The sequence below is a fragment of the Pseudomonas sp. ICMP 8385 genome (genome assembly GCF_002699915.1).
In the GTDB taxonomy this organism is placed as follows: Bacteria; Pseudomonadota; Gammaproteobacteria; order Pseudomonadales; family Pseudomonadaceae; genus Aquipseudomonas; species Aquipseudomonas gessardii.
Map to the genome: position 1 here is coordinate 33,586 of NZ_LKBY01000045.1, position 23,389 is coordinate 56,974.

The 23,389-nt window shown below is 62.7% G+C and carries 19 protein-coding genes; 13 read left to right on the forward strand and 6 right to left on the reverse strand.

Annotation, left to right across the window (positions count from 1 at the left end):
* The first annotated feature begins 28 nt into the window (after positions 1-28).
* From rplS to AO268_RS06375, 7 genes are all read left to right on the forward strand, one after another.
* On the forward strand, positions 29-379 hold the full coding sequence (gene rplS / locus AO268_RS06345; RefSeq protein WP_003175895.1) for a 50S ribosomal protein L19: 351 nt from the start codon (positions 29-31) through the stop codon (positions 377-379).
* 182 nt (positions 380-561) lie between these two features.
* A complete protein-coding gene (gene xerD / locus AO268_RS06350; protein WP_076962111.1) occupies positions 562-1,458 on the forward strand; it encodes a site-specific tyrosine recombinase XerD in 897 nt (298 codons plus the stop codon).
* A 141-nt stretch (positions 1,459-1,599) separates the two neighbouring features.
* Complete coding sequence (dsbC, locus tag AO268_RS06355; RefSeq protein ID WP_076962112.1) at positions 1,600-2,331, forward strand: bifunctional protein-disulfide isomerase/oxidoreductase DsbC; 732 nt, start codon at positions 1,600-1,602, stop codon at positions 2,329-2,331.
* 127 nt (positions 2,332-2,458) lie between these two features.
* Entirely contained in the window at positions 2,459-3,763 is a 1,305-nt protein-coding gene (locus AO268_RS06360; RefSeq protein ID WP_099168193.1) for a homoserine dehydrogenase, read from the forward strand.
* 66 nt (positions 3,764-3,829) lie between these two features.
* Complete coding sequence (thrC, locus tag AO268_RS06365) at positions 3,830-5,239, forward strand: threonine synthase (RefSeq protein ID WP_076962114.1); 1,410 nt, start codon at positions 3,830-3,832, stop codon at positions 5,237-5,239.
* Positions 5,240-5,492: 253 nt separating this feature from the next.
* The gene (locus tag AO268_RS06370; protein ID WP_099168194.1) at positions 5,493-9,074 is read left to right on the forward strand and encodes a transporter substrate-binding domain-containing protein; all 3,582 of its coding nucleotides are present in this window, start codon (positions 5,493-5,495) and stop codon (positions 9,072-9,074) included.
* A 72-nt stretch (positions 9,075-9,146) separates the two neighbouring features.
* A complete protein-coding gene (locus AO268_RS06375) occupies positions 9,147-10,376 on the forward strand; it encodes an EAL domain-containing response regulator (RefSeq protein ID WP_099168218.1) in 1,230 nt (409 codons plus the stop codon).
* Between the two features lie 6 nt (positions 10,377-10,382).
* On the opposite strand, the gene AO268_RS06380 is transcribed toward AO268_RS06375, so the two are convergent.
* Positions 10,383-11,045 carry a response regulator transcription factor gene (locus AO268_RS06380; protein ID WP_099168195.1) on the reverse strand — a complete coding sequence of 221 codons (663 nt, stop codon included), beginning with the start codon at positions 11,043-11,045 and terminating at the stop codon, positions 10,383-10,385.
* Between the two features lie 170 nt (positions 11,046-11,215).
* Here AO268_RS06380 and AO268_RS06385 point away from each other — a divergent pair, with 170 nt between their 5' ends.
* Positions 11,216-11,500 (forward strand): DUF3509 domain-containing protein, encoded by a 285-nt coding sequence (locus tag AO268_RS06385; RefSeq protein WP_090412780.1) that lies wholly within the window; start codon positions 11,216-11,218, stop codon positions 11,498-11,500.
* 170 nt (positions 11,501-11,670) lie between these two features.
* Here AO268_RS06385 and AO268_RS06390 read toward each other — a convergent pair whose 3' ends face one another.
* Together AO268_RS06390 and AO268_RS06395 are read right to left on the reverse strand one after the other, a co-directional pair.
* The gene (locus AO268_RS06390) at positions 11,671-12,567 is read right to left on the reverse strand and encodes a TIGR02285 family protein (protein ID WP_236309057.1); all 897 of its coding nucleotides are present in this window, start codon (positions 12,565-12,567) and stop codon (positions 11,671-11,673) included.
* 13 nt (positions 12,568-12,580) lie between these two features.
* Positions 12,581-13,780 carry a CaiB/BaiF CoA transferase family protein gene (locus tag AO268_RS06395; RefSeq protein WP_099168196.1) on the reverse strand — a complete coding sequence of 400 codons (1,200 nt, stop codon included), beginning with the start codon at positions 13,778-13,780 and terminating at the stop codon, positions 12,581-12,583.
* Between the two features lie 148 nt (positions 13,781-13,928).
* Between AO268_RS06395 and AO268_RS06400 the strand changes: the two genes are divergently transcribed.
* From AO268_RS06400 to AO268_RS06410, 3 genes are all read left to right on the forward strand, one after another.
* Entirely contained in the window at positions 13,929-14,471 is a 543-nt protein-coding gene (locus tag AO268_RS06400; RefSeq protein ID WP_032858231.1) for a YaeQ family protein, read from the forward strand.
* 207 nt (positions 14,472-14,678) lie between these two features.
* On the forward strand, positions 14,679-16,388 hold the full coding sequence (gene recJ, locus AO268_RS06405) for a single-stranded-DNA-specific exonuclease RecJ (RefSeq protein WP_076962119.1): 1,710 nt from the start codon (positions 14,679-14,681) through the stop codon (positions 16,386-16,388).
* Positions 16,389-16,558: 170 nt separating this feature from the next.
* Positions 16,559-17,668 (forward strand): NADH:flavin oxidoreductase/NADH oxidase, encoded by a 1,110-nt coding sequence (locus AO268_RS06410; RefSeq protein ID WP_076962120.1) that lies wholly within the window; start codon positions 16,559-16,561, stop codon positions 17,666-17,668.
* Between the two features lie 28 nt (positions 17,669-17,696).
* Here the strand turns inward: AO268_RS06410 and AO268_RS06415 are convergent, their stop codons facing one another.
* Together AO268_RS06415 and AO268_RS06420 are read right to left on the reverse strand one after the other, a co-directional pair.
* Positions 17,697-18,878: a DUF418 domain-containing protein gene (locus AO268_RS06415; protein ID WP_099168197.1), complete on the reverse strand. Its 1,182-nt coding sequence runs from the start codon at positions 18,876-18,878 to the stop codon at positions 17,697-17,699.
* A 2-nt stretch (positions 18,879-18,880) separates the two neighbouring features.
* Positions 18,881-19,477 (reverse strand): TetR/AcrR family transcriptional regulator, encoded by a 597-nt coding sequence (locus AO268_RS06420; RefSeq protein WP_076962122.1) that lies wholly within the window; start codon positions 19,475-19,477, stop codon positions 18,881-18,883.
* A gap of 253 nt (positions 19,478-19,730) precedes the next feature.
* Here AO268_RS06420 and AO268_RS06425 point away from each other — a divergent pair, with 253 nt between their 5' ends.
* Complete coding sequence (locus tag AO268_RS06425) at positions 19,731-19,916, forward strand: hypothetical protein (protein ID WP_076962123.1); 186 nt, start codon at positions 19,731-19,733, stop codon at positions 19,914-19,916.
* Positions 19,917-19,964: 48 nt separating this feature from the next.
* Here the strand turns inward: AO268_RS06425 and AO268_RS06430 are convergent, their stop codons facing one another.
* Positions 19,965-21,590, reverse strand: coding sequence for a glucan biosynthesis protein D (locus tag AO268_RS06430; RefSeq protein ID WP_076962124.1), 1,626 nt, complete (start codon positions 21,588-21,590; stop codon positions 19,965-19,967).
* A 333-nt stretch (positions 21,591-21,923) separates the two neighbouring features.
* On the opposite strand from AO268_RS06430, the gene AO268_RS06435 reads away from it, so the two are divergent.
* Entirely contained in the window at positions 21,924-22,634 is a 711-nt protein-coding gene (locus tag AO268_RS06435; RefSeq protein ID WP_076962125.1) for a tellurite resistance TerB family protein, read from the forward strand.
* The last annotated feature ends 755 nt before the right edge of the window (positions 22,635-23,389 follow it).

A 23,389-nucleotide genomic window follows, 5' to 3' on the forward strand; every position in this document is an offset into this window, starting at 1 on the left:
ATCCGACGATTTACCTTAGGAGCACAGCATGACTAACAAAATCATCCTTGCACTCGAAGCAGAGCAGATGACCAAAGAGATCCCTACCTTTGCCCCGGGCGACACCATTGTCGTTCAGGTGAAAGTGAAGGAAGGCGACCGTTCGCGTCTGCAAGCGTTCGAGGGCGTCGTAATCGCCAAGCGTAACCGTGGTGTGAACAGTGCTTTCACTGTTCGTAAAATCTCCAACGGTGTTGGCGTAGAGCGTACTTTCCAGACCTACAGCCCGCAAATCGACAGCATGGCCGTTAAGCGTCGCGGTGACGTACGTAAAGCCAAGCTGTACTACCTGCGTGACCTGTCCGGTAAAGCAGCTCGCATCAAGGAAAAACTGGCTTAAGTCCAGCTTCCCGATGCAGAAAAAAGCAGCCTACGGGCTGCTTTTTTGTGCCTGAAATTTGCCCCTTGCCCGGAACCTGTTCATGACCACCCGCCTCCCACAGTAGGCATGCATTTCCCTGTGGCAGCCGGCTTGCCTGCGATAGGATCTACCCGATACTACAGCCATCAGCCTGAGCCCCCATGCCCGCCATTGACCACCCCCTGATCGACCGCTTCCTCGACGCACTCTGGCTGGAAAAGGGCCTGTCGGACAACACTCGCCAGTCCTACCGTAGCGACCTGGCCCTGTTCAATGGCTGGCTGCTGGAGAAAAACCTCGAACTGAGCCACGCCGGGCGCGAGTTGATCCTCGATCACCTGGCCTGGCGCCTTGAACAGAACTACAAGCCGCGCTCCACTGCGCGATTCCTCTCGGGGGTGCGTGGGTTTTATCGCTATTTGTTGCGGGAAAAGCTGATTGCTGTCGATCCGACCCTGCAAGTCGATATGCCACAACTCGGTAGGCCCTTGCCCAAATCCCTGTCAGAAGCCGACGTCGAAGCCCTGCTGGCCGCGCCCGACCTGAGCGAAGCCATCGGCCAGCGCGACCGGGCCATGCTGGAGGTGTTGTATGCCTGCGGCCTGCGCGTAACCGAGCTGATCAGCCTGACCCTGGAACAGGTCAACCTGCGCCAGGGCGTGTTGCGGGTGATGGGCAAGGGCAGCAAGGAGCGCCTGGTGCCCATGGGCGAAGAGGCGATTGTGTGGGTCGAGCGCTATATGCGCGATGCCCGCGGCGAGCTGCTCGGCGGGCGTCCCAGTGACGTGCTGTTCCCCAGCCTGCGCGGTGAGCAGATGACCCGCCAGACTTTCTGGCATCGCATCAAGCACCACGCCAGGGTGGCCGGGATCGGCAAGTCGCTGTCCCCCCACACCTTGCGCCATGCATTTGCCACCCACTTGCTCAACCATGGTGCGGATTTACGCGTGGTGCAGATGTTGCTGGGCCACAGCGACCTGTCCACCACGCAGATTTATACCCATGTGGCGCGCGCCAGGTTGCAGGACCTGCATGCCAAACATCACCCAAGGGGCTGACAGGCCCCAATTTGGCTGCCAGCGTCTGCCCTGGCGCCCAATTGTGGTAGGCTTTGCCGGTTTGCAAAGGGGACGATCCCACGCCGTGTTTCCAGACCGGCGCCCTGGCCTTCGTCCCTGCATCTGCCTTCAGGAGTTCCCATGCGCTTGACCCAGATTTTTGCCGCCGCAGCCATTGCGTTGGTCTCAACCTTTGCCGTCGCCGATGACGCCGCCGAGAAGACAATCCGTAAGAGCCTGGAAAGCCTCCAGCTCGAAACCCCGGTCGAAAGCATCAGCGCCAGCCCCATGGCCGGCCTGTATGAAGTCAAGCTCAAGGGCAGCCGCGTGCTGTACGCCAGCGCCGACGGCCAGTACATCGTCCAGGGCTACCTGTTCCAATTGAAAGACGGCAAGCCGGTCAACCTCACCGAGAAGGCCGAACGCCTGGGTGTGTCCAAGCTGATCAATGCCATTCCGGTTGCCGAAACCGTGGTGTACCCGGCCATTGGCGAGACCAAGACCCACATCACCGTGTTCACCGACACCACCTGCCCGTACTGCCACAAGCTGCACGCCGAAGTGCCCGAGCTGAACAAGATGGGCGTCGAAGTGCGCTACGTTGCGTTCCCGCGCCAGGGCCTGGGTTCGGCGGGCGACAAGCAGTTGCAAGCGGTGTGGTGCTCGGCTGACAAAAAGGGCGCCATGGACAAGATGGTCGACGGCAAGGACATCAAGGCTGCGGCCTGTGCCAACCCGGTATCCAAGCAGTTTGCCCTGGGCCAGTCGATTGGCGTGAACGGTACGCCGGCCATCGTTTTGGCTGACGGCCAGGTCATTCCGGGCTACCAGCCGGCTCCACAAATCGCCAAACTGGCGCTGGGTGCCAAATAAACAGTACCGTCGAGCCTTTGACGGTCAGACCCGCCGACCCGTCGGCGGGTCATTCATCGCGAGCCGCAGTTGTGCGGCTGTTTTTCACGGCCGACCTTGAGTCGGCCGTTTCATGGGGAGTTCTTCAGTGAAACCGGTCAAAGTAGGCATCTGTGGGTTAGGGACCGTCGGTGGCGGCACCTTGAACGTACTTCAGCGTAACGCTGAGGAAATTTCCCGCCGTGCAGGGCGTGGGATTGAAGTGGCACAAATTGCCATGCGTACGCCAAAGCCTCAGTACCAAACGACCGGTATTGCGATTACCAACGATGTCTTCGATGTGGCCACCAACCCTGAAATCGATATCGTCATCGAACTGGTCGGCGGCTACACCGTCGCCCGTGAGTTGGTGCTCAAGGCCATCGAAAACGGCAAGCACGTGGTCACCGCCAACAAGGCGCTGATTGCCGTGCACGGCAACGAGATCTTCGCCAAGGCCCGCGAGAAGGGCGTGATCGTGGCGTTCGAGGCGGCGGTGGCCGGCGGTATCCCGGTGATCAAGGCGATCCGCGAAGGCCTGTCGGCCAACCGCATCAATTGGGTGGCGGGCATCATCAACGGCACCGGTAACTTCATCCTCACCGAAATGCGCGAGAAGGGCCGTACCTTTGAAGACGTGCTGGCCGAAGCCCAGGCCCTGGGTTACGCCGAAGCCGACCCGACCTTTGACGTGGAAGGCATCGACGCGGCGCACAAGCTGACCATCCTGGCGTCCATCGCCTTTGGTATCCCGCTGCAGTTCGACAAGGCCTACACCGAAGGCATCACCCAGCTGACCACCGCCGACGTGAACTACGCCGAAGCCCTGGGCTACCGCATCAAGCACCTGGGCGTGGCGCGCAGCACCGCTGCCGGTATCGAATTGCGCGTACACCCGACCCTGATTCCGGCCGACCGCCTGATCGCCAACGTCAATGGCGTGATGAACGCGGTGATGGTCAATGGTGATGCGGCCGGTTCGACTCTGTTCTACGGCGCCGGTGCCGGCATGGAACCGACCGCTTCGTCGGTGATCGCCGACCTGGTGGACGTGGTCCGTGCCATGACCAGCGACCCGGAAAACCGCGTGCCGCACCTGGCCTTCCAGCCGGATTCGCTGTCGGCGCACCCGATCCTGCCGATCGAAGCCTGCGAAAGCTCCTACTACCTGCGGATCCAGGCCAAGGATCACCCGGGCGTGTTGGCCCAGGTGGCCAGCATCCTCTCGGAGCGCGGCATCAACATTGAGTCGATCATGCAGAAGGAAGTCGAAGAACACGACGGCCTGGTGCCCATGATCCTGCTGACCCACCGTGTGCTGGAACAGCATATGAACGATGCCATTGCCGCGCTGGAAGCCTTGCAGGGCGTGGTTGGGCCGGTGGTGCGGATTCGCGTCGAACACCTGAACTAACGATAGGTTGCAGAGGCCGCCGAGGTTCGGCGGCCGCTGTTCAAGAATGTTGTAGAGGAGCCAGTCATGCGCTACATCAGCACCCGCGGCCAGGCACCGGCCCTGAATTTTGAAGACGTCCTGCTGGCAGGCCTCGCCACTGACGGCGGCCTGTACGTGCCGGAAAACCTGCCACGCTTTACCCAGGAAGAAATCGCCTCGTGGGCCGGCCTGCCGTACCACGAGCTGGCGTTCCGGGTCATGCGCCCGTTCGTCACCGGCAGCATCCCCGATGCCGATTTCAAGAAGATCCTCGAAGAAACCTACGGCGTGTTTTCCCACAACGCCATTGCCCCGCTGCGTCAGCTCAATGGCAATGAATGGGTGTTGGAGCTGTTCCACGGCCCGACCCTGGCATTCAAGGATTTCGCCCTGCAACTGCTCGGCCGCCTGTTGGACTACGTGTTGGCCAAGCGTGGCGAGCGCGTGGTGATCATCGGCGCCACCTCCGGTGATACCGGCTCGGCGGCCATCGAAGGCTGCAAGCACTGCGAAAACGTCGACATCTTCATCCTGCACCCGCACAACCGTGTATCGGACGTGCAGCGCCGGCAGATGACCACCCTCTTTGGCGAGAACATCCACAACATCGCCGTCGAAGGCAACTTCGATGACTGCCAGGAGATGGTCAAGGCCAGCTTTGCCGACCAGAGTTTCCTCAAGGGCACGCGCCTGGTCGCGGTGAACTCGATCAACTGGGCGCGGATCATGGCCCAGATCGTCTACTACTTCCACGCTTCGCTGCAGTTGGGCGGGCCGGCGCGTTCGGTGTCGTTCTCGGTGCCGACCGGCAACTTCGGCGATATCTTCGCCGGCTACCTGGCCCGCAACATGGGGCTGCCGATCAACCAGTTGATCGTCGCCACCAACCGCAACGACATCCTGCACCGCTTTATGAGCGGCAACCAGTACGTCAAGGAAACCCTGCACGCCACTCTGTCGCCGTCGATGGACATCATGGTGTCGTCGAACTTCGAGCGTTTGCTGTTCGATATGCACGGTCGCAACGGTGCAGCCCTGGCCGGCCTGATGGACAGCTTCAAGCAGGGTGGTGGTTTCAGCGTCGATCAGGAGCGCTGGACCGAGACCCGCAAGCTGTTCGACTCCCTGGCCGTGGACGATGCCCAGACGTGCGAGACCATCGCCGAAGTCTATGCCCAGACCGGCGAACTGCTGGACCCGCACACCGCCATTGGCGTCAAGGCCGCGCGCGAATGCCGCCGCAGCCTGGATATCCCGATGGTCATCCTCGGCACGGCGCACCCGGTGAAATTCCCCGAAGCGGTGCAGAAGGCCGGTGTCGGCGAGGCCCTGGCGTTGCCGCCGCACCTGGCTGACCTGTTCGAGCGGGAAGAGCGTTGCACGGTGCTGCCTAATGACCTGAAGGCTATCCAGGCGTTTGTCAGCCAGCATGGCAATCGTGGGAAACCGCTCTGAGTCTTGGCTGACTCAAGGCTGTTCGCTTGAAAAAACGGCGTTTACCCAGGAATGGGAAACGTCGTTTTTATTTGGGGTACAGCGCTCACCGCATCACCAATGTGGGAGCGGGCTTGCTCGCGATAGCCGTGTGCCAGGCGCAGTATGTGCTGGCTGACCCACCGCAATCGCGAGCAAGCCCGCTCCCACAGGGGGGTGTCGCTTGGCGTAAGGCTATGCTGTGTGCGCAATAACCAACAAGGAAACCCACACGGTGCGGTTCACGATTCGATGGCTCCAGTGCCTACTGAGCCTGCTACTGCTCGGCCACCTGCCTGCAAGCCTGGCCGCTGTCAGCCTGCCGTTCAATCTGGTGCCGGCGTTTATCAGCCTGGCGCCCATGCCCCTGGCACCCGCCGAGCAGCAATGGCTGGGGCAGCACCGCACCTTGAAAGTGGGGATCTCCATCGATGATTACCAACCCATCGACATCACCCGCGACCGCAATCGCTACCAGGGCATCAGCGCCGACTACCTGAGCCTGGTGGGCGCGCGGCTCGGCGTGCCGATGCAAGTGATGGGCTTCGCCGAGCGGGCCCAGGCCGTGGAAGCGTTGCGCGCCGGCAGCATCGATATCCTCACCAGCGCCAATGGCTATGAACGTGACGTGCCCGGCCTGGCCTTTACCGCCGACTATATGCCCGACCGTTCGGTCGTGGTGGTGCGCGGTGACGACGCCACGCAAAACGACGCGCTCGCGGACAAGAAGCTGGTGTTGCTCGATGGTTATGCCAACGTCAAGAACGTGCATGCGGCCTACCCGCATAGCCACATCATGTTGGCCCCCAACCTCTACAGCGGCCTGGAAGCCCTGGAGCATGGCGATGTGGATGCCTTTATCGGCAATGAAGTGATCGTGCGCGCCTACCAGTCCCTGCGCCCTTACCTGAATATGCAGATCAAGGAGCAAAGCCGCCTGGCACCGATTGGCTTTGCCTTTGCCACACGCCAGGCCGACCCCTTGCTGGGCAAGATGCTGGACCGCGCGCTGCTGAGCATCGATGACTCGGTGCGCCGGGAGATCCTGGCCCGCTGGACCACGGGCCTGGGGGTGGACGTGGTCGGTGAACGTATCCCGTTGTCGGCCGCCGAGCAGGCCTGGGTACTGCAACATCCCCATGTGGTGGTGGTGGCCCAGCAGTACTCGCCTTATGTGTTCAAGGACAAGGATGGGCGCTGGGTCGGGTTGAATGTGGACCTGCTCAACCGCCTCTCGCGCATGACCGGTTTGCAGTTCGTCATGGAGGAAGTGTTTTCTACCGCCCAGACCCTGGCCGCCCTGGAAAAGGGCAGCGCGGATATGAGCAGCACCCTGGTGGAAAATACCGAGCGCCGGCGGTTCCTGGACTTCAGTCACGGCTTTGGTGGCGCCGGCTGGGTATTTGTCGAACGTCTTGATCGCCCGCCGCTGACCCGTCTCGGCCAGCTCTCGGGCGAGGTGTTGGCGCTGCCGGCGCGGCATGTGCTGGAAGGTTACATCCGTCGCGAATACCCGGCGATCCGCCTGCGCTCGGTCGCCAACTACAGCGAGGCCCGCGCCCTGGTGGCCCGGGGGGACGCGGCCGCGACCATCCAGAGTGAAGTGGAGGTGCAGAGTTACCCGGCCGATGAGTTGCGGGCCGGTCGCAGCGTCGATGGCAAGTGGTCCAGTGACAGCCTGGCGGTGCGCAAGGATCATCCCGAGTTGCTGAGTATTTTGAACAAGGCCCTGGAAGCGTTGCCGGTGGCCGAGTTGAGCGCCCTGCGCCTGCGCTGGATGGGGACGGTGGCGGTGCCGGTGCCCGCCTGGCAGCGCGTGCCGCCGTGGGCCTATTGGACAGTCGCCACGGCCCTGCTGTTTGTGCTGGTGTCACTGCTGTGGAACAGCCGGCTCAAGCGCCAGATCCGCCAGCGCGTCGAGGCGCAGCGGCGGCTCAATGACCAGTTGGCCTTCAAGCGCGCCCTGTTCGACGGCATGCCCAACCCGGTGTTTGCGCGCGACCTCGAAGGCCGCCTGCTCACCTGCAACAAAAGCTATGAGCAACAGTTGGCCACCCGGCTTGAGCAGATCCAGGGCCTGACCCTGCCAGAAAGTGGAATATTGCCTGGCGCTACCGCCTGGCGCCTGCACAGGGGGCATATGGAGCAACTGGCCACGCAGCAGTCGCTGTTTATCGACCGGCAATTGGAGTTCAACGGCGGCATCGCCCATGTCTACCAATGGACTGTGCCGTTTTACGATGCCGGGGGCCAGTTGCAGGGGCTGCTGGGCGGTTGGGTCGATATCAACGAGCGCAAGGTTTTGGAAACCCAGCTGATGGATGCACGTTGCGCCGCCGATGAGGCGAACTATGCCAAGAGCGCCTTTGTGTCGAACCTCAGCCATGAAATCCGCACACCGATGACGGCGATTATCGGCCTGCTGGAACTGGAGCAAGAACGCGCCCTGGCCGCAGGCATGCCGGTCTCCGAGGGGCTGCGGGTGGCCCATCGTTCGGCCCGCGAGCTGATCGACTTGATGGGCGATAGCCTGGACCTGGCAAAGATCGAAGCCGGCCATCTGCAACTGGCGCCCCAGACCACTGACCTGAAAGGCTTCTTCGAGGGGATCCAGCAGCTGTTTGAAGCCACCGCGCAGAAAAAGGGTTTGCACCTGACCCTGGCCTTCGCCCCCCAGGCGCAAGGCTTTTACTGGTTCGACCCACTGCGCCTGCGCCAGGTCATGCACAACCTGCTGGGCAATGCGCTCAAGTTCACGCAGCAGGGCGAAGTGCGCGTGCGGGTAGCGTGCCAGGTGGATGGGGAGGGGCACGAATACCTGCACCTGTGCGTCGAAGACACCGGCCCCGGTATCAGCTCCGAACAGCAGGCGCGGGTGTTCCGGCCGTTTATCCAGGGCAGTCCGCTGACGGCCGCCGAACATGGCGGCACCGGGTTGGGCTTGAGCATCTGCCAGCAACTGGTGGACTTGATGGGCGGGCAAATCACCCTGCACAGTGCCTTGGGCGAAGGCACCACGGTGTGCATCGACCTGCGCCTGGACCGGGTCGGCAGTGACGATCTGCCCGCGCCGGCGGCCACCGTGCCTTTGCTGCCAGCAGGCCGGGCCTTGTCGGTGCTGATTGTCGACGACCTGCCGGCCAACCGCCTGGTGCTGGCTCAGCAGTTGCAATTCCTCGGCCATCAGGTGGTGGGCCTCGATAGCGCCGAGGCCGCGTTGCAGCGCTGGCGTAGCGAGACGTTCGACGTGCTGGTGACCGATTGTCATATGCCGGGCATGTCCGGTTATGCCCTGGCCGAGGCCATTCGCCAGATAGAGGCCCAGGAACAGCGCCCGCGCTGCGCGTTGCTTGGCTGCACCGCTGATGCCCAGGACGACGAAGACCCGCGTGGCCAGCGGGCGGGGATGGATGCGCTGCTGGTCAAGCCGGTGACCCTGGAACAGTGGCGCCAGGTGCTGGCCCGGGTCACGGCCGTGCCGGCCTTCGACCTGCAGGCCCTGCGCAAGATGACCCAGGCCGACGGGCCGATCCTGCAAAGCATGCTGCAGGAACTGGCGAACAACCTTGAGCACGAGCACCGCCTGCTGGGCAACGCCATGGCCGAGCACGACCTGGCGCAGTTGCGGGCCAGCCTGCATCGCCTCAAGGGTATTTGTTGCCTGGTGGATGCGCTGCCATTGGCCAAGGCCTGCGTTGCCCTGGACACCTGTGCGCGGGAGCACCGTGCCGATGAACTGGCGCAGCATTGGCCAATCTTGTCTGCGACCTTGCTGACGCTGCGACAGGAAATCGAGCCGTATCTGAAGCAAGAATAGGACTCGTCCTATGGGGGCTTGCCCAGGTTTTGGCTAATGTGGGCGATCTTGCACGTAGCCCCAGAGTTTTCCATGCGCTCACTTAAAGTCCTGATTCTCGAAGATCACCCGTTCCAACTGATGGCCCTGCACCAGATGCTCAATGCCAACGGCGTGTTCAACGTACTCACGGCCGAAAGCGTCGAGGTCGCCCGCCAGTCGCTGGCGAGCAAGGGCCCGGTGGATATCGCCATCTGCGATCTGTACCTGGAGCACGGCGACTCATTGGGGCTGATCCGCGAAATGGCCGAGCAGGGCCTGGCCCAGGTCCTGGTGCTGTTGAGCGACGCTGATCGCGATGTACTGGACGGCGTGGCAAGCATGGCGCGCCAGGCGGGGCTCAATGTGCTGGGGTGCATGCCCAAGCCGGCTTCCGCCACCGCCATCGGGCAAATGCTCGATGCGTGCCAGCAACGCTTGCGGCCAACCCCACAGGCCTTGTCCTGGGAGCGCGCGTGCCAGATGCTGGGGGTGAGCGAATTGGCGACGCAGCCACTGTGCACCGAGGTCGGCGAAGCCGCCATTGAGCGTTATGCCAGCCTCTGCTACCAGCCCATTGTCAATCAGGACGGTGATCTGCAAGGCGTGGAGGCGCTGGCGCGCTGGCAAGACCCGGAGCATGGCCAGTTGATGCCCAGCGAGTTTCTGCCGCTGCTGGAACTGGCGGGGCTGGAGCCGGCCTTTACCTGGTTCGTGCTGCAACAGGTGTTGCGCCTTTGCGCCCAGGTGGCCCGGGACACGGGCCGGGAACTGCCGGTGTCGGTCAATATTCCCGGGCGGCTGTTGGAGCAGGAGCACTTTGCGCTCACCCTGCAAGGGCTGTTGCAGCGCTTCGCTGTGCCCGCCCGCAACCTGACCCTGGAACTGGTGGAAACTTCGCGCCTGAAGACCGACAGCGCCCATGTCACCGGTTTGCTGCGCCTGCGGATGATCGGTTGCAAGCTGTCCATTGGCGATTTCGGCATCGGCGGGACCAGCCTGCAACGCTTGTTGGAGTTGCCGTTCACCGAACTGAAGATTCCCCCGGCGTTTGCCAGCGGGATGGCGGGGGACGAGCGCAAGTGTGCGGTGGTCGCTGGGGCCATGAGCATGGCCGGGCACCTGGGCGTCAGCGTGGTAGTGACCGGGATTGAAACCCCCGCCGACCGTGACGCGGTGCGCGCCCTGGGGCCGGCGTGGCTGCAGGGTTGCCTGATCGCCCACCCGATGAGTGCTCAGGTGCTGCAACACTGGCTGGCGCAATCTGCCGCAATTGCCTTGTAGGCAAACCTAGGCCAGCCCGTGTTCCTGCACATAGATGAACAACGCGGCATCGCTGATCAGCCCCAGCTTGCGCATGGCACTGACTTTCTGTGCGCTGACGGTCTGCTTGCTGCGGTTGAGGTGCGTGGCAATCTCGCCCACCGTCTTGCCACCCGCCAGCAGGCGGATCACTTCCAGTTCCCGGGGTGACAACTGGTGCTGCGAGTGCAGGCGGTCAGCCCCCACTGCGCCGGCCAGGGCCAGCGCCTGTTGAATGGTCCGGGCGACATAGGGCCGCTGCTGGCGCACCTGGTCGATGGCCTCGGGCAATTCGTCGGCCAGGCTGGCCTTGCTCAACAGGCCCATGACCCCCAGTTCCAGGATCGAGTGAAACAGGCCGGCGTTATTGAGCATGGTCACCACCACGATGGGCAGGTCCGGGTAATGTCGGCGCAGGTGTTCGATCAGGCGCAGGCCGTCGGCCTGGGGTTCGGCAGGCATCATGAAATCGGTGACCAGCACATCGCAGGGGCAGTGTTGCAGCAGGGCGGCCAGGGCCTGGGGCGAGTTGGCCTCACCGACGATGCGCACCTGCTCGTCGCGCTCCAGCACTGCCCGCAGACCGATAAGGAAAATCGGATGATCGTCGGCAATGACAATGCGCAAGGGCTGTTCAGACGCGTCTCTCACGGTGGACTCCGGCAATAATCAGGAGATTCTAGCCTGTTGGCGGCTGTTTTCTCTCTGTCATCTTTGCCATGCATGCTCGATAGGTTCGGCACAAAGGCGAACTTTGTGCTTTGCGCGATGCTCCTACAGATGGCGGGTTTTTTGTTTTCCCATATTGAGTGGTGATCGAGATGGAAAGTATCAGCCTATTGCTCGGCGAAGCGCTGAGCCCTTATCAGGTCACGCTGACTGCCTCGGGTGTACACGGCGAGTGCCTGGTGACGGTAAAGAGCCCGACGGGCGCTATCGTGGTCGAACGCGAAGTGGATCGTGCACAGTTGAGCGACAAGCGCGCCCTGGTGGACGTGGTGGACTGCCTGCACCGCGACCTGAAAATCGCCGAAGGGCGCCTGGAACCCTCGGTGATCGCGGCCTTGCGCAACGCTGCCCAGACGCGCGCCACCGCCCAGGCATGAAGAAGTTTTTATCTTTGGAACCTTCCTACAGGAGGGTGAGTCAGACCCTGTAACAGCAAGATCAAGCATTGTGCTCCGGTGCTTGTAGCTTGTTGTACTGGTCTTTGTAGGCCACGTTTAACCCCGAGTTGTCTCCCCACTGCTCGGGGTTTCTTTTTGCCTGGGATTTATCACGGCAGCGGTGTTTCGCTGAAAAAACTCGGGTTGTCCTTGAGGTATTGCGCGCGCTTGAGCGGGTCCAGCCCGTTGGCGTAGGACTCAAGCAGCGCCTCCTGTGGAATATTCTGCAACTCGCGGTTGATATAGCTGATGGCCTGGCGCCCCAGCGCGGTGTTCGAGCAACCGATATGGATGCGCTGATAGCGCGGCATGCCCTTGATCGGATAGAACAGCAGGTCCTGGGGATCCATGCCTTGTTGCGCGGCCTGGTAGCGGATTTCCGTCCAGTACCCCAGCACCGCCTCCAACCTTCCCAGGCGCTGCATCTGCAACAGGCTGCCCAGGGCATCGTTGCCGTAATGCGGCGCCAGCCAGCGCGGGTCGGCGTGGCTCAACTGTTCATCGACACCGGGGCCGTAGCTGCGTTCGGCAACGACCCCAAGACGCAACTGCTGCGCCTGGAGCAACTTCGCCAGATCGAACGTGCCATCGGCCACATAGGGCGCCAGGGCGTCCTGCTGATTGCGGCGGATCGCAATGCCATTGCTTAACATCGCAAACGCCGGCCCTGAAAAGACGATGGTTTTTGCCCGCGCCGGCGTCCACACCAACGACGGGTCGCAGGTGAAGGAGGGCGCCAGCAGCATTTGCATGCCGCGGGCGCGGTTGACGTGCAGGATCTGATGGCGGTACTGCGGCAGGTGCTCAATCAACAACGGCAGCAGCTTATCCACACTGCCCTGGCCCTTTTGCGGCCCCTCCAAAATAGTCATCGGCGGCAGGTCGCGCACCAGCCAGGTCAAGGTCTCTTGCGCCTGGGTCGATAGCGGCAGCGCCCCAAGCAGCGGGGTAATAAGCCATAAGCGCCGCAGCGCCCTGATGCAACGGCCGGCCATTATCTTGAGCATGCTCCACACGGCATCAGATCGCGCCATCCTTGCGCAAACGGGCCACGGCGCTGCTGTCGTAGCCCAGAGCTTGCAGGATCACGGCATTGTGCTCGCCCAGCTGCGGCCCGACCCACTCGCAACTGCCTGGGGTGTCGGAAAGCTTTGGCACGATGCCGGGCATTTTGAAATCCTTGCCGTCGGGCAACTGGGCCTTGAGGAACATTTCCCGGGCCAGGTATTGCGGGTCGCCGAGCATATCTTCGGCGCTGTAGATCCGGCTGGCAGGCACCTGGGCCAGGTTCAACTGCTCCACCACCTGGGCCAGTGGCAAGCTGTTGACCCAGCGGTCGATCACGCCGTACAACTCGTCGCGCCGGCTATCGCGGCCATCGTTGCTGGCCAGTTGCGGGTCATTGGCCAGGTCCTCACGGCCAATGGCCAGCATGAAGCGCTGGAAGATCGCATCGCCATTGGCGCCAATCTGCACATGCTTGCCGTCGCAGGTGGTATGGATCGATGACGGGGTAATGCCCGGCATGATGTTGCCGGTGCGCTCGCGGATAAACCCGAACACATCGAACTCGGGGATCATGCTTTCCATCATCGCGAAGATCGCTTCGTACAGCGCCACATCCACCACCTGGCCGAGGCCACCGTTGACCTCGCGATGGCGCAAGGCCATGAGCGCGCCAATCACCGCCCACAGCGCGGCGATGGAGTCGCCGATGGAAATCCCGGTGCGCACCGGCGGGCGGTCCTCGAACCCGGTGATATAGCGCAGGCCGCCCATGGACTCACCGACCGCGCCGAAGCCCGGTTGATCCTTCATCGGCCCGGTCTGGCCAAAGCCTGAGAGCCGCACCATCACCAGCTTGGGGTTGAGGGCGTGCAGGGTGTCCCAGTCCAGGCCGAGTTTTTCCAGGACGCCGGGGCGGAAATTCTCGATCAGGATATCGGCGTCTGCCAGCAGTTGCTTGAGGATCGCCAGGCCGTCCGGGTGCTTGAGGTTCAGGGTCAGGGACTGTTTATTGCGTGCCTGGACAAACCACCACAGCGAGGTGCCTTCATACAGCTTGCGCCATTTGCGCAGCGGGTCGCCGCCGTCGGGGGATTCGACCTTGATCACCTGGGCCCCGAACTCGGCGCAAATGCGCGAGGCGAACGGGCCGGCGATCAGGGTGCCCAGTTCGATGACTTTCAGGCCGGCAAGCGGTTTGGCGGTAAACGACATGAGGCTCCTTAACAAGCGCGGGAAGGTGTGTATTGCCTTTTAACATAGGCGAGCGGTGCAGGGATAAGGATGATGGCGCGCAGGATTCGTTGAATGGCCCCGCCATCGGTTAGACTGGCCGCCTTTCCCAGTCTCTAGAAGTCCGTTCATGGCCCAGCCGTCCACGACCTACAAGTTTGAACTCAACCTGACCGACCTCGATCGTTCGGTGTACGAGAGCGTCAAGCAAACCATCGCCCGTCACCCCTCGGAAACCGAAGAGCGCATGACCGTGCGTTTGCTGGCCTACGCCCTTTGGTACAACGAGCAGTTGTCGTTTGGTCGTGGACTGTCAGATGTAGACGAGCCAGCCCTGTGGGAAAAAAGCCTGGATGATCGGGTTTTGCACTGGATCGAAGTCGGCCAGCCCGATGCCGACCGCCTGACCTGGTGTTCGCGCCGTACCGAGCGCACCAGCCTGCTGGCCTACGGTAGCCTGCGGGTGTGGGAAGGCAAGGTGGTGCCGGTGGCCAACAACCTGAAAAACGTGCACATCGCCGCCGTGCCCCAGGAGGTCCTGGAGACCCTGGCCAAGGACATGCCCCGGGTGATCAAGTGGGACGTGATGATCAGCGAAGGCACGATCTTCGTCACCGACGACCGCGGCCAGCACGAAGTGCAGCTGCAATGGCTGGTCGGCGAACGCGGCTGATGATGTCAGGACGGGTTTGTGTGGGAGCGGGCTTGTGTGGGAGCGGGCTTGCCCGCGATAGCGATGTGTCAGTCGGCTTATCTTTAACTGATCCACCGCAATCGCGGGCAAGCCCGCTCCCACCCAAGCCCCCCACACACCGTTGATGTTCGTCGTTACTCGTAGTGTTTTTTAACCGTTGTATTGCACAGAAGCCCTCATCACCCCATGCGCATCGATCCCCGCCCATTGCCCGCTGTCCTGCCGTTCCTCGGTGAATTGCCACCGTTGCTGACCCGTCTCTACGCCGCCCGTGGCGTGACCTCGCAGGATGAGCTGGATAAGAGCCTGGCGCGGCTGATTCCCTATCAGCAGCTCAAAGGGATCGAGGCTGCCGTGGACTTGCTGGTGACGGCCCTGGAGCAGCGCCAGCGCATCCTGATCGTCGGTGACTTCGACGCCGATGGCGCCACCGCCAGCACCGTGGGCACCCTCGGCCTGCGCTTGCTTGGGGCGGCCCATGTGGATTACCTGGTGCCCAACCGCTTTGAATACGGCTACGGCCTGACCCCGGAAATCGTTGCCGTGGCCTTGCAGCGTGAGCCGCAGTTGCTGATCACCGTGGACAACGGCATCTCCAGTGTCGAAGGTGTGGCGGCGGCGAAGGCGGCGGGGCTCAAGGTGCTGGTCACCGACCACCACTTACCCGGCGATGAACTGCCGGCGGCCGATGCCATCGTCAACCCGAACCAGCCCGGCTGCGGTTTCCCCAGTAAGGCCCTGGCCGGTGTGGGGGTGATTTTCTACGTGCTGATGGCCTTGCGCGCGCGCCTGCGCAGCCTGGGCTGGTACGACAAGCAGCCGCAGCCCAATATCGGCGAATTGCTCGACCTAGTGGCCCTGGGCAGCGTGGCCGACGTGGTGCCGCTGGATGCCAATAACCGCATCCTGGTCCATCAAGGTCTGGAGCGGATCCGCGCCGGGCGTGCGCGGCCGGGGATCAAGGCGATCCTGGAAGTGGCCAAGCGCGACCACGCACGCATCACCTCCACCGACCTGGGCTTTATCCTCGGCCCACGACTCAACGCGGCCGGGCGCCTGGATGACATGAGCCTGGGCATCGAATGCCTGCTCACCAGCGACTTCGCCCAGGCCCGGGAAATGGCCGCGCAACTGGACGGCATGAACCAAGACCGCAAGGCCATCGAGCAGGGCATGCAGCGCGAAGCCCTGGCTCAGCTCAAGGACTTGCCGCTGGAGTCGATGCCATTTGGCCTGTGCCTGTTCGACCCGGAGTGGCACCAGGGTGTGATCGGGATCCTCGCTTCGCGGATGAAAGAGCGCTATTTTCGCCCGACCATCGCCTTTGCCGATGCCGGTGATGGCCTGCTCAAGGGCTCTGGGCGTTCGGTGCCGGGCTTTCATATCCGTGATGCCCTGGCCGTGGTGGCCAGCCAGCACCCGAACCTGATCGCCAAATACGGCGGCCACGCCATGGCGGCGGGCCTGACCTTGCCTGAAGCCAACTTCCCGTTGTTCGCCCAAGCCTTCGACGCCGAAGTGCGCCGGCAACTGCGCGAAGAAGACCTCACCGGGCGCCTGCTGTCCGATGGCACCTTGGCCGTGGAAGAATTCCACCTGGAACTGGCCCGCGCCCTGCGCAACGCCGGGCCTTGGGGCCAACACTTTCCCGAGCCGCTGTTTCACGGGGTGTTTCAACTGGTGGAGCAACGGGTGGTGGGCGAGCGTCACCTCAAGGTGGTGCTCAAGAGTGAGTGCGGTGCGGTGAAGCTCGATGGCATTGCCTTTGGCATCGACCGCGAAGTGTGGCCGAACCCGACCATTCGCTGGGTGGAGCTGGCCTACAAGCTGGACGTCAATGAATTCCGTGGCCAGGAAACCGTGCAATTGATGATTGCCCACATCGAGCCGCGCTGAACCCTGTGCAATCCCCGGTTGTCGACTAGTCTCTAAGCACTGTGTGATTGGTCTTGTGACCTTGTCTGTTTTTTAGCCCGGAGGGGACGGGCTTTTCATCTTCTCGTCACGCGCACCGGTCAGACAGCACCCTGGAGCCAATGCCCACCGGATACGAGAAGAGGTGCCCCATGAGTCTGTTGCTTGAACCCTATACCCTGCGCCAATTGACCCTGCTCAACCGCATTGCCGTGTCGCCAATGTGCCAGTACTCGGCCGTCGATGGCCTGGCCAACGACTGGCACCTGGTGCACCTGGGCAGCCGCGCCGTCGGCGGCGCCGGGCTGGTTTTCAGCGAAGCCACCGCAGTGACCGCCGATGGCCGCATCACCGCCCAGGACCTGGGCCTGTGGAACGATGCCCAGATTGAACCGCTGCAGCGCATCACCCGCTTTATCAGCGCCCAGGGCGCGGTGGCGGGCATTCAACTGGCCCACGCCGGGCGCAAGGCCAGTACCCATCGGCCGTGGATCGGCAAACACGGCAGCGTCAAGCCCGCAGACGGTGGCTGGGTGCCGGTTGGCCCTTCGCCGATCGCCTTTGACCCGCAGCACACCGCGCCCCGGCAGTTGGACGCAGGGCAAATCCAGCAGGTGATCGGCGACTTCGTGGCCGCCGCCAAGCGTGCCCTGACCGCCGGTTTCAAAGTGGTGGAAATCCATGCCGCCCATGGTTATCTATTGCATCAATTTCTCTCGCCCCTGAGCAATCAGCGCCAGGATCAATACGGCGGATCCTTTGAAAACCGCATCCGCCTGGTGTTGCAAGTCACCCAGGCGGTGCGTGACGTGTGGCCGCAAGAGTTGCCGCTGTTTGTGCGCGTCTCGGCCACCGACTGGGTGGAAGACGGCTGGAACCCCGACGAAACCGTGGAACTGGCACGCCGCCTCAAAGACCTGGGTGTGGACCTGATCGACGTGTCTTCCGGTGGCACCGCCGCCAATGCCGAAATCCCCATCGGGCCCGGTTATCAGACGCGTTTTGCCGAGCGCGTGCGCAAGGAGTCCGGCATGGCCACGGGCACGGTGGGCATGATTACCGAGCCGGCCCAGGCCGAGCATATTCTGCGTACCTGCCAGGCCGACATCATCTTCCTTGCCCGGGAACTGCTGCGTGACCCGTATTGGCCGCTGCACGCCGATGACGACCTGGGCGGGCGCAAGGCGATCTGGCCGGCGCAATATCAGCGGGCCACCCATCGCGACCAGCCGATCCATGAGTCGGATGTGCGCAACGAGTAACCCACCCAGCCGCCGCTGGCCCGGTGGGTCAGCGGGCCTCGCGTCGCCACTGTGGCCAGGCGAGCAACGTCGCGGCGCGCAACAACCACTCGAACGGCCCATATGGATGACGGCGTAGCCAGTGCGTGCTCAGCCACATTTGCAGGATAAAAATCGCGGCCGCCATCGGTAGCAACAACCACGGCTCGACCTGATTGATCCCGCCGGCACCGTAGCCGGTGAACAACAGCCCGAGCACGATCGATTGCATAAGGTAATTGCTCAAGGCCATCTTGCCCAGCGGCGCCAGGCGCGCGCACAGCCTTGCGCCGCGGGGGGTGTTGAACAGCGCCAGCATCCCTAGGCCATAGGCGGCGGTGAGCAGCGGCGCCGTCAGTTGGCCGAGGCCGAAGGCAAAGGTTTCCAGGCCGCCACCCGGTCTATAAGCGGCGGCCAGGGCGTAGACCAGCGCACCGAGCAGGCCCAGTGGGGCGGTCATTAGCAGCAGGCGCCCGGCACGGGGTTCCCAGGCCTGTGGCGAGGCCAGCCACTGCTGTCGCCCGGCCGCATAGCCAAACAGGAACATCGCCAGGGCACTGGGCCCTTGCAGTAGCCATAAGGCGGGCACGGTGTTCCACACCTCTCGGCTATGAAATTGCAGGGTCTGCAGGGCCCCAGCGGAAAATGCCGCGAGTTTTGCCTGGGCCTCGTCGTGGCCAGCGCCGACCCATTCACCTTCCAGCCCCTGCAAGATACCCAACACCATCCACAGTGAGCAGGCGACCACTACCAGGCCGATAGCCCAGCGCCGGGCGCGGGTCGCTGCCAGGTTGCGGGCCGCCAGCAGCACCAGGCCCAGCAGGGCATAAGTCGAGAGAATCTCCCCGTAATACAGTAGGGCGCCATGGGCCAGGCCCAATGCCAGCAGGGCCAGTTGCCGGCGCAGCATACGTGGGACGAACGCGGCCTCGGCCCGCTCGGCGGCGGCCATTTGCAGGGTGAAGCTGTAGCCAAACAAAAAGGAAAACAGCAGGTAGAACTTGGTCTCGAACAGCAAGGCCACCAGCAGCCGCACCCCGTGATCGAGCAGGCTGGCGTAGGCTGGATTGCTGGCGGTCGAGGCGTAATAGGGGTCGGCAAAGGCCCAGATATTGACGCTGAGAATGCCGAGCAAGGCAAACCCGCGCAGTGCGTCGACCTGGACCAAACGGGCATTGGCCGTGGCTGGCATATTCAGCGCCCTTGCAGCAGGTGAACCACCAGGCCTTGCAGGACCGGGGTCTGCTGCGCGGGGTGAAAGTCCGGGTCGGCCGCCACGCGGGCGAACATGCCATCGATCAAGGCGGCCAGCCAGTTGGCCGCCTCGGGTGCGCTCAACGAGGTGTGCAACTGCCCGGCCTTGTCCGCCGCCCGCACCAGTGCTTCCAGGCCGTCGCGCAGGGCGCGGTCATTGGCTTTTACCAGGCGTGCGACGGCTTCGTCGCGATGGCCCAGGGCCGAAATTTCCAGCGCCAGGCCGGCGTAGTGGCGGTCGCAGGCCAACTGGCAGACATGATCGAGGAAGGCCAGCAACTGCGCCAGCGGATCAGCCGCCTTGGCCAAGGGCGCCATGGCCTGTTGGATCTCTTCACCTTCGCGGGCCACCAGCGCCAGCAACACCTCATGCTTGCTGGCGAAATAGTGGAACAGATTGCCCGCACTCATACCGGCCAGGGCACAGATATCGGCGGTGCGCGTGGCAACAAAACCGGCTTCGGCAAAACACTGGGACGCCGCATCCAGCAGGGCCATGCGTTTGCTTTCACGTTGTTGGGGATCGGGGGTGCGCATGCCTGTCTCATTAATTAATTGAGTGGTCACTCAATTTATGAGGTGTAAGAATTTTCCGCAAGCTTTTTGCTTCAAGGTAATTATTTAAGTGAATACTCTAAAAAAATCTCACACGCGCCTGGATAGTTTCTACGCTTGGAGTAAGACGACTTCTGGCCCAGGAAGTCAGTCTGTTTGCTCGCTGAGGCATTGCACTTCGCGGACAGGGTTATGGGCATCAGGAGTTGTTGTTTATTACACGGAGAAACATTCCATGGCCAAGTCCATTGGTGTCGCAGGGGTTCTGATGCTTTTTTTCAGCCGCAAGCTGTCGTTGCATGGCCGCCGGTTGAGTTCGGATGAGGCACAACTGCTGGAGCAGTACCGTGCCTTGACCGAAAACGATCAGGTTGCAATGCGCTATCTGATTGGCGCGATGAAGAGTATTTCGCGCTTTTGAGCCGGCAAGGGCGTTCCCACGCCGCCATGCGCGTGGGAACGCTTGGCATCAGCTGTACTTGCGCTTGTCCGGTGCCGGCGGGAAGTACTGGTACAACCAGGTTTCACTCAGGGTGCGGTCATTGGTGCGAATGAACAGGCGCATCTCCACCGGCGCCACGCTGTCGCTGGTCGGGTACCAGTCGAAGAGGATGCGGTAGCCCTTGATGTCATCGAGCACCAGCACGCTGAAGTCTTTCACTTGGCCATGGGAGCAGGTGACCACCGGCTCGATCCCGGTGCCTGCGGGCAGGCGGTCGAGGCCGCCGCCCTTGAAGTCCACGGCAAAGCGGCGGGCCCAGACCGGCGGGTAATGCTCGCCCGGCGCCCAGCCTTCGGTGAAACCGCCCATGCCGGAACGGGTCGCATTGACTTGCGCCAGCGGCGTGCTGACCGGGGGCAGGGCGCTCCAGTAGAGCTTGTAGCCAAAGTTCAGGGAATCACCGGCGGCCACCGGTTTTTTGGGCGACCAGAAGGCGACGATGTTGTCCATGGTCTCGCCGGTGGTAGGAATTTCCAACAGGTCGATAGAGCCTTCGCCCCATGCAGTGGTCGGCTCCACCCACAGGCTCGGGCGCTTGCTGTACCAATCGACGGTGTCCTGGTAGCTGGCGAACTCATGGTCGGTCTGCACCAGGCCGAAACCTTTCGGGTCTTTATCGGCGAAGGCATTGAACTGCAGGGTGGCCGGGTTGTTCAGCGGCCGGCAGATCCACTCGCCGTTGCCGCGCCACATTGCCAGGCGGTCGGAATCGTGGATTTGCGGGTGAATGGTGTCGCACATGCGCCGCTCATGGGTGCCGCAGCTGAACATACTGGTCATCGGCGCGATGCCCATCTGCTGGATCGCGGTGCGCGCATTGATATGGGCATCGATGGCCATCACCACCTGGGTCGCCTGGCAATCGATGTCAAAGCGATAGGCACCGGTGGCGCTCGGTGAGTCGAGCAGGGCGTAGACCACGAAACGGGTGCTGTCCTTGTCTGGCGTCTCGAACCAGAACTGGGTGAAATCGGGGAACTCTTCGCGTTTGTCGGCGTAGGTGTCGATGGCCAGGCCGCGCGCCGAAAGGCCGTACTGGCCGGTGTTATCCACCGCGCGGAAATAGCTGGCGCCGAGGAAAGACACCACGTCGTGGCGGTCCAGTTCCGGGGCTTTGAACAGCTTGAAGCCGGAAAACCCCAGGTCGCCCTTGAGCTGCTGGGTATCGACCGTGGTTTTTTCATAGTTGAACAGCGACGGGCGGAAATGCACCTCCCGCGCCTGGCGGGTCTTGGGGTCGACACTGTGCATGCGCACCGGGGTCTTGAAACCCATGCCGACGTGGAAAAACTGCACGTCCAGCTGGCCTTTGAGGTCTTTCCACAGCGAATGGTTGCCGTCGTAGCCAATGGCATTGAAATTCTGCGGGGTCATGGTCGCCAGGGTCGGCGGCAGCACCTGGCGGGTGTCCTGGTACTGTTTGCCGGCCAGTTGCTTGGCCTGCCGCTTGAGCCAGTCGAAGTCGAACGCCTTGGCATCGCCATCGGCGGCACGATTCCCGGCCCAGGCCTGGGCGGCCAGCAGGCCACTAGCCGACAGCCCGGTGTAGGCCGCGATGGCCATGGATGCTTTGAGCAAATTCCTGCGGTGCATAAATACAACCTGTGGTGAGCAATCCCGTGCCGTTCCTGGCGCGTGCTGGATCAGAAATTACGGTTCGGACATGCCTTCGGCCAAACGCAACGGACATTAAACAGATGCCCGATAGCTTAAGGGGTTCGCTGGGGAAGGAAAATTGATTGATGGCGGGATGATAGCGTTGGATATGAAACAAGACGTGTCTGTGGGGGCGTCACTGATCAGGTCGGCTGTCAGCCCCTGCCAATTGAGTTACATCTGGAAGCACTCTATATCCAGGAATATTGGCACTTAGTTTTACGCTGAGAGCCTATTGATCCTATGAACCCAAGTTTCTGGAGGCTATGAATGAATACCCGTGGATTGCTTGATCAGTTGCTCAAGTCCGGCCAGGACATGTTGCAAAACAAGGCTGGCGGTCAACGTAAAGGCGATGACAAAGGCGCACTGGGAGGCCTGCTCGGCGGTGGCGGGCTCGGCAGCCTGCTCGGCGGCGCAGGTGGCGGGGCGTTGGCCGCCGGGGCCATGGGCCTGCTGCTGGGCAACAAAAAAGCCCGGAATTTTGGCGGCAAAGCCCTGACTTATGGTGGTCTTGCCGCATTGGGCGTGATTGCCTACAAGGCTTATGGCAACTGGCAGGCACAACAGGCCGGCGCCCCCAAGGGCGAGCCGCAGACCCTCGACCGCCTGCCACCGGCCCAGGTCGAGCTGCATAGCCAGGCCATCCTCAAGGCCCTGGTGGCCGCCGCCAAGGCCGATGGCCATGTGGACGAGCGCGAGCGTGCCTTGATCGAAGGCGAATTCGTCAAGCTGGACAACGACCAGGAACTGCAACACTGGCTGCATGCCGAACTGAACAAGCCCCTGGACCCCACCGATGTGGCGCGTGCCGCCAGCACCCCGGAAATGGCTGCCGAAATGTACATCGCCAGCGTGATGCTGGTGGACGAGGAAAACTTTATGGAGAAGTCCTACCTCGACGAACTGGCCCGCCAGCTCAAGCTGGAACCGGGCCTCAAGGCCGAGCTGGAAAAACAGGTACGCCAGGCCACCGCATGAGTTGCAACTGATCATTCCCACGCTCCCGCGTGGGAATGCGGCCAGGGACGCTCCGCGTCCCGCCATCCGCCGCCGGTCTTGAACTTCGCGCAGGCGACGCGGAGCGTCACGGACGGCATTCCCACGCAGAGCGTGGGAACGATCGATCTGCCAGGCCCCATGATCATTCCCACGCTCCCGCGTGGGAATGCCGCCAGGGACGCTCCGCGCCCCGCCATCCGCCACCGGTCTTGAACTTCGCGCAGGCGACGCGGAGCGTCACGGACGGCATTCCCACGCAGAGCGTGGGAACGATCGATCTGCCAGGCCCCATGATCATTCCCACGCTCCCGCGTGGGAATGCGGCCAGGGACGCTCCGCGTCCCGCCATCCGCCGCCGGTCTTGAACTTTGCGCAGGCGACGCGGAGCGTCACGGACGGCATTCCCACGCAGAGCGTGGGAACGATCGACATGCCAGGCCCCATGATCATTCCCACGCTCCCGCGTGGGAATGCGGCCAGGGACGCTCCGCGCCCCGCCATCCGCCACCGGTCTTGAACTTCGCGCAGGCGACGCGGAGCGTCACGGACGGCATTCCCACACAGAGCGTGGGAACGATCGATCTGCCAGGCCCCCATAATCATTCCCACGCTCCCGCGTGGGAATGCGGCCAGGGACGCTCCGCGTCCCGCCATCCGCCACCGGTCTTGAACTTCGCGCAGGCGACGCGGAGCGTCACGGACGGCATTCCCACGCAGAGCGTGGGAACGATCGA

Coding starts and splice junctions, on each gene's coding strand:
- AO268_RS06400 (WP_032858231.1), top strand. CDS start 13,929: ATGGCCCAGCCGTCCACGACCTACAAGTTTGAACTCAACCTGACCGAC.
- AO268_RS06385 (WP_090412780.1), top strand. CDS start 11,216: ATGGAAAGTATCAGCCTATTGCTCGGCGAAGCGCTGAGCCCTTATCAG.
- AO268_RS06435 (WP_076962125.1), top strand. CDS start 21,924: ATGAATACCCGTGGATTGCTTGATCAGTTGCTCAAGTCCGGCCAGGAC.
- AO268_RS06415 (WP_099168197.1), bottom strand. CDS start 18,878: ATGCCAGCCACGGCCAATGCCCGTTTGGTCCAGGTCGACGCACTGCGC.
- AO268_RS06420 (WP_076962122.1), bottom strand. CDS start 19,477: ATGCGCACCCCCGATCCCCAACAACGTGAAAGCAAACGCATGGCCCTG.
- AO268_RS06430 (WP_076962124.1), bottom strand. CDS start 21,590: ATGCACCGCAGGAATTTGCTCAAAGCATCCATGGCCATCGCGGCCTAC.
- AO268_RS06425 (WP_076962123.1), top strand. CDS start 19,731: ATGGCCAAGTCCATTGGTGTCGCAGGGGTTCTGATGCTTTTTTTCAGC.
- thrC (WP_076962114.1), top strand. CDS start 3,830: ATGCGCTACATCAGCACCCGCGGCCAGGCACCGGCCCTGAATTTTGAA.
- dsbC (WP_076962112.1), top strand. CDS start 1,600: ATGCGCTTGACCCAGATTTTTGCCGCCGCAGCCATTGCGTTGGTCTCA.
- AO268_RS06375 (WP_099168218.1), top strand. CDS start 9,147: ATGCGCTCACTTAAAGTCCTGATTCTCGAAGATCACCCGTTCCAACTG.
- AO268_RS06410 (WP_076962120.1), top strand. CDS start 16,559: ATGAGTCTGTTGCTTGAACCCTATACCCTGCGCCAATTGACCCTGCTC.
- rplS (WP_003175895.1), top strand. CDS start 29: ATGACTAACAAAATCATCCTTGCACTCGAAGCAGAGCAGATGACCAAA.
- AO268_RS06390 (WP_236309057.1), bottom strand. CDS start 12,567: ATGCTCAAGATAATGGCCGGCCGTTGCATCAGGGCGCTGCGGCGCTTA.
- recJ (WP_076962119.1), top strand. CDS start 14,679: ATGCGCATCGATCCCCGCCCATTGCCCGCTGTCCTGCCGTTCCTCGGT.
- xerD (WP_076962111.1), top strand. CDS start 562: ATGCCCGCCATTGACCACCCCCTGATCGACCGCTTCCTCGACGCACTC.
- AO268_RS06395 (WP_099168196.1), bottom strand. CDS start 13,780: ATGTCGTTTACCGCCAAACCGCTTGCCGGCCTGAAAGTCATCGAACTG.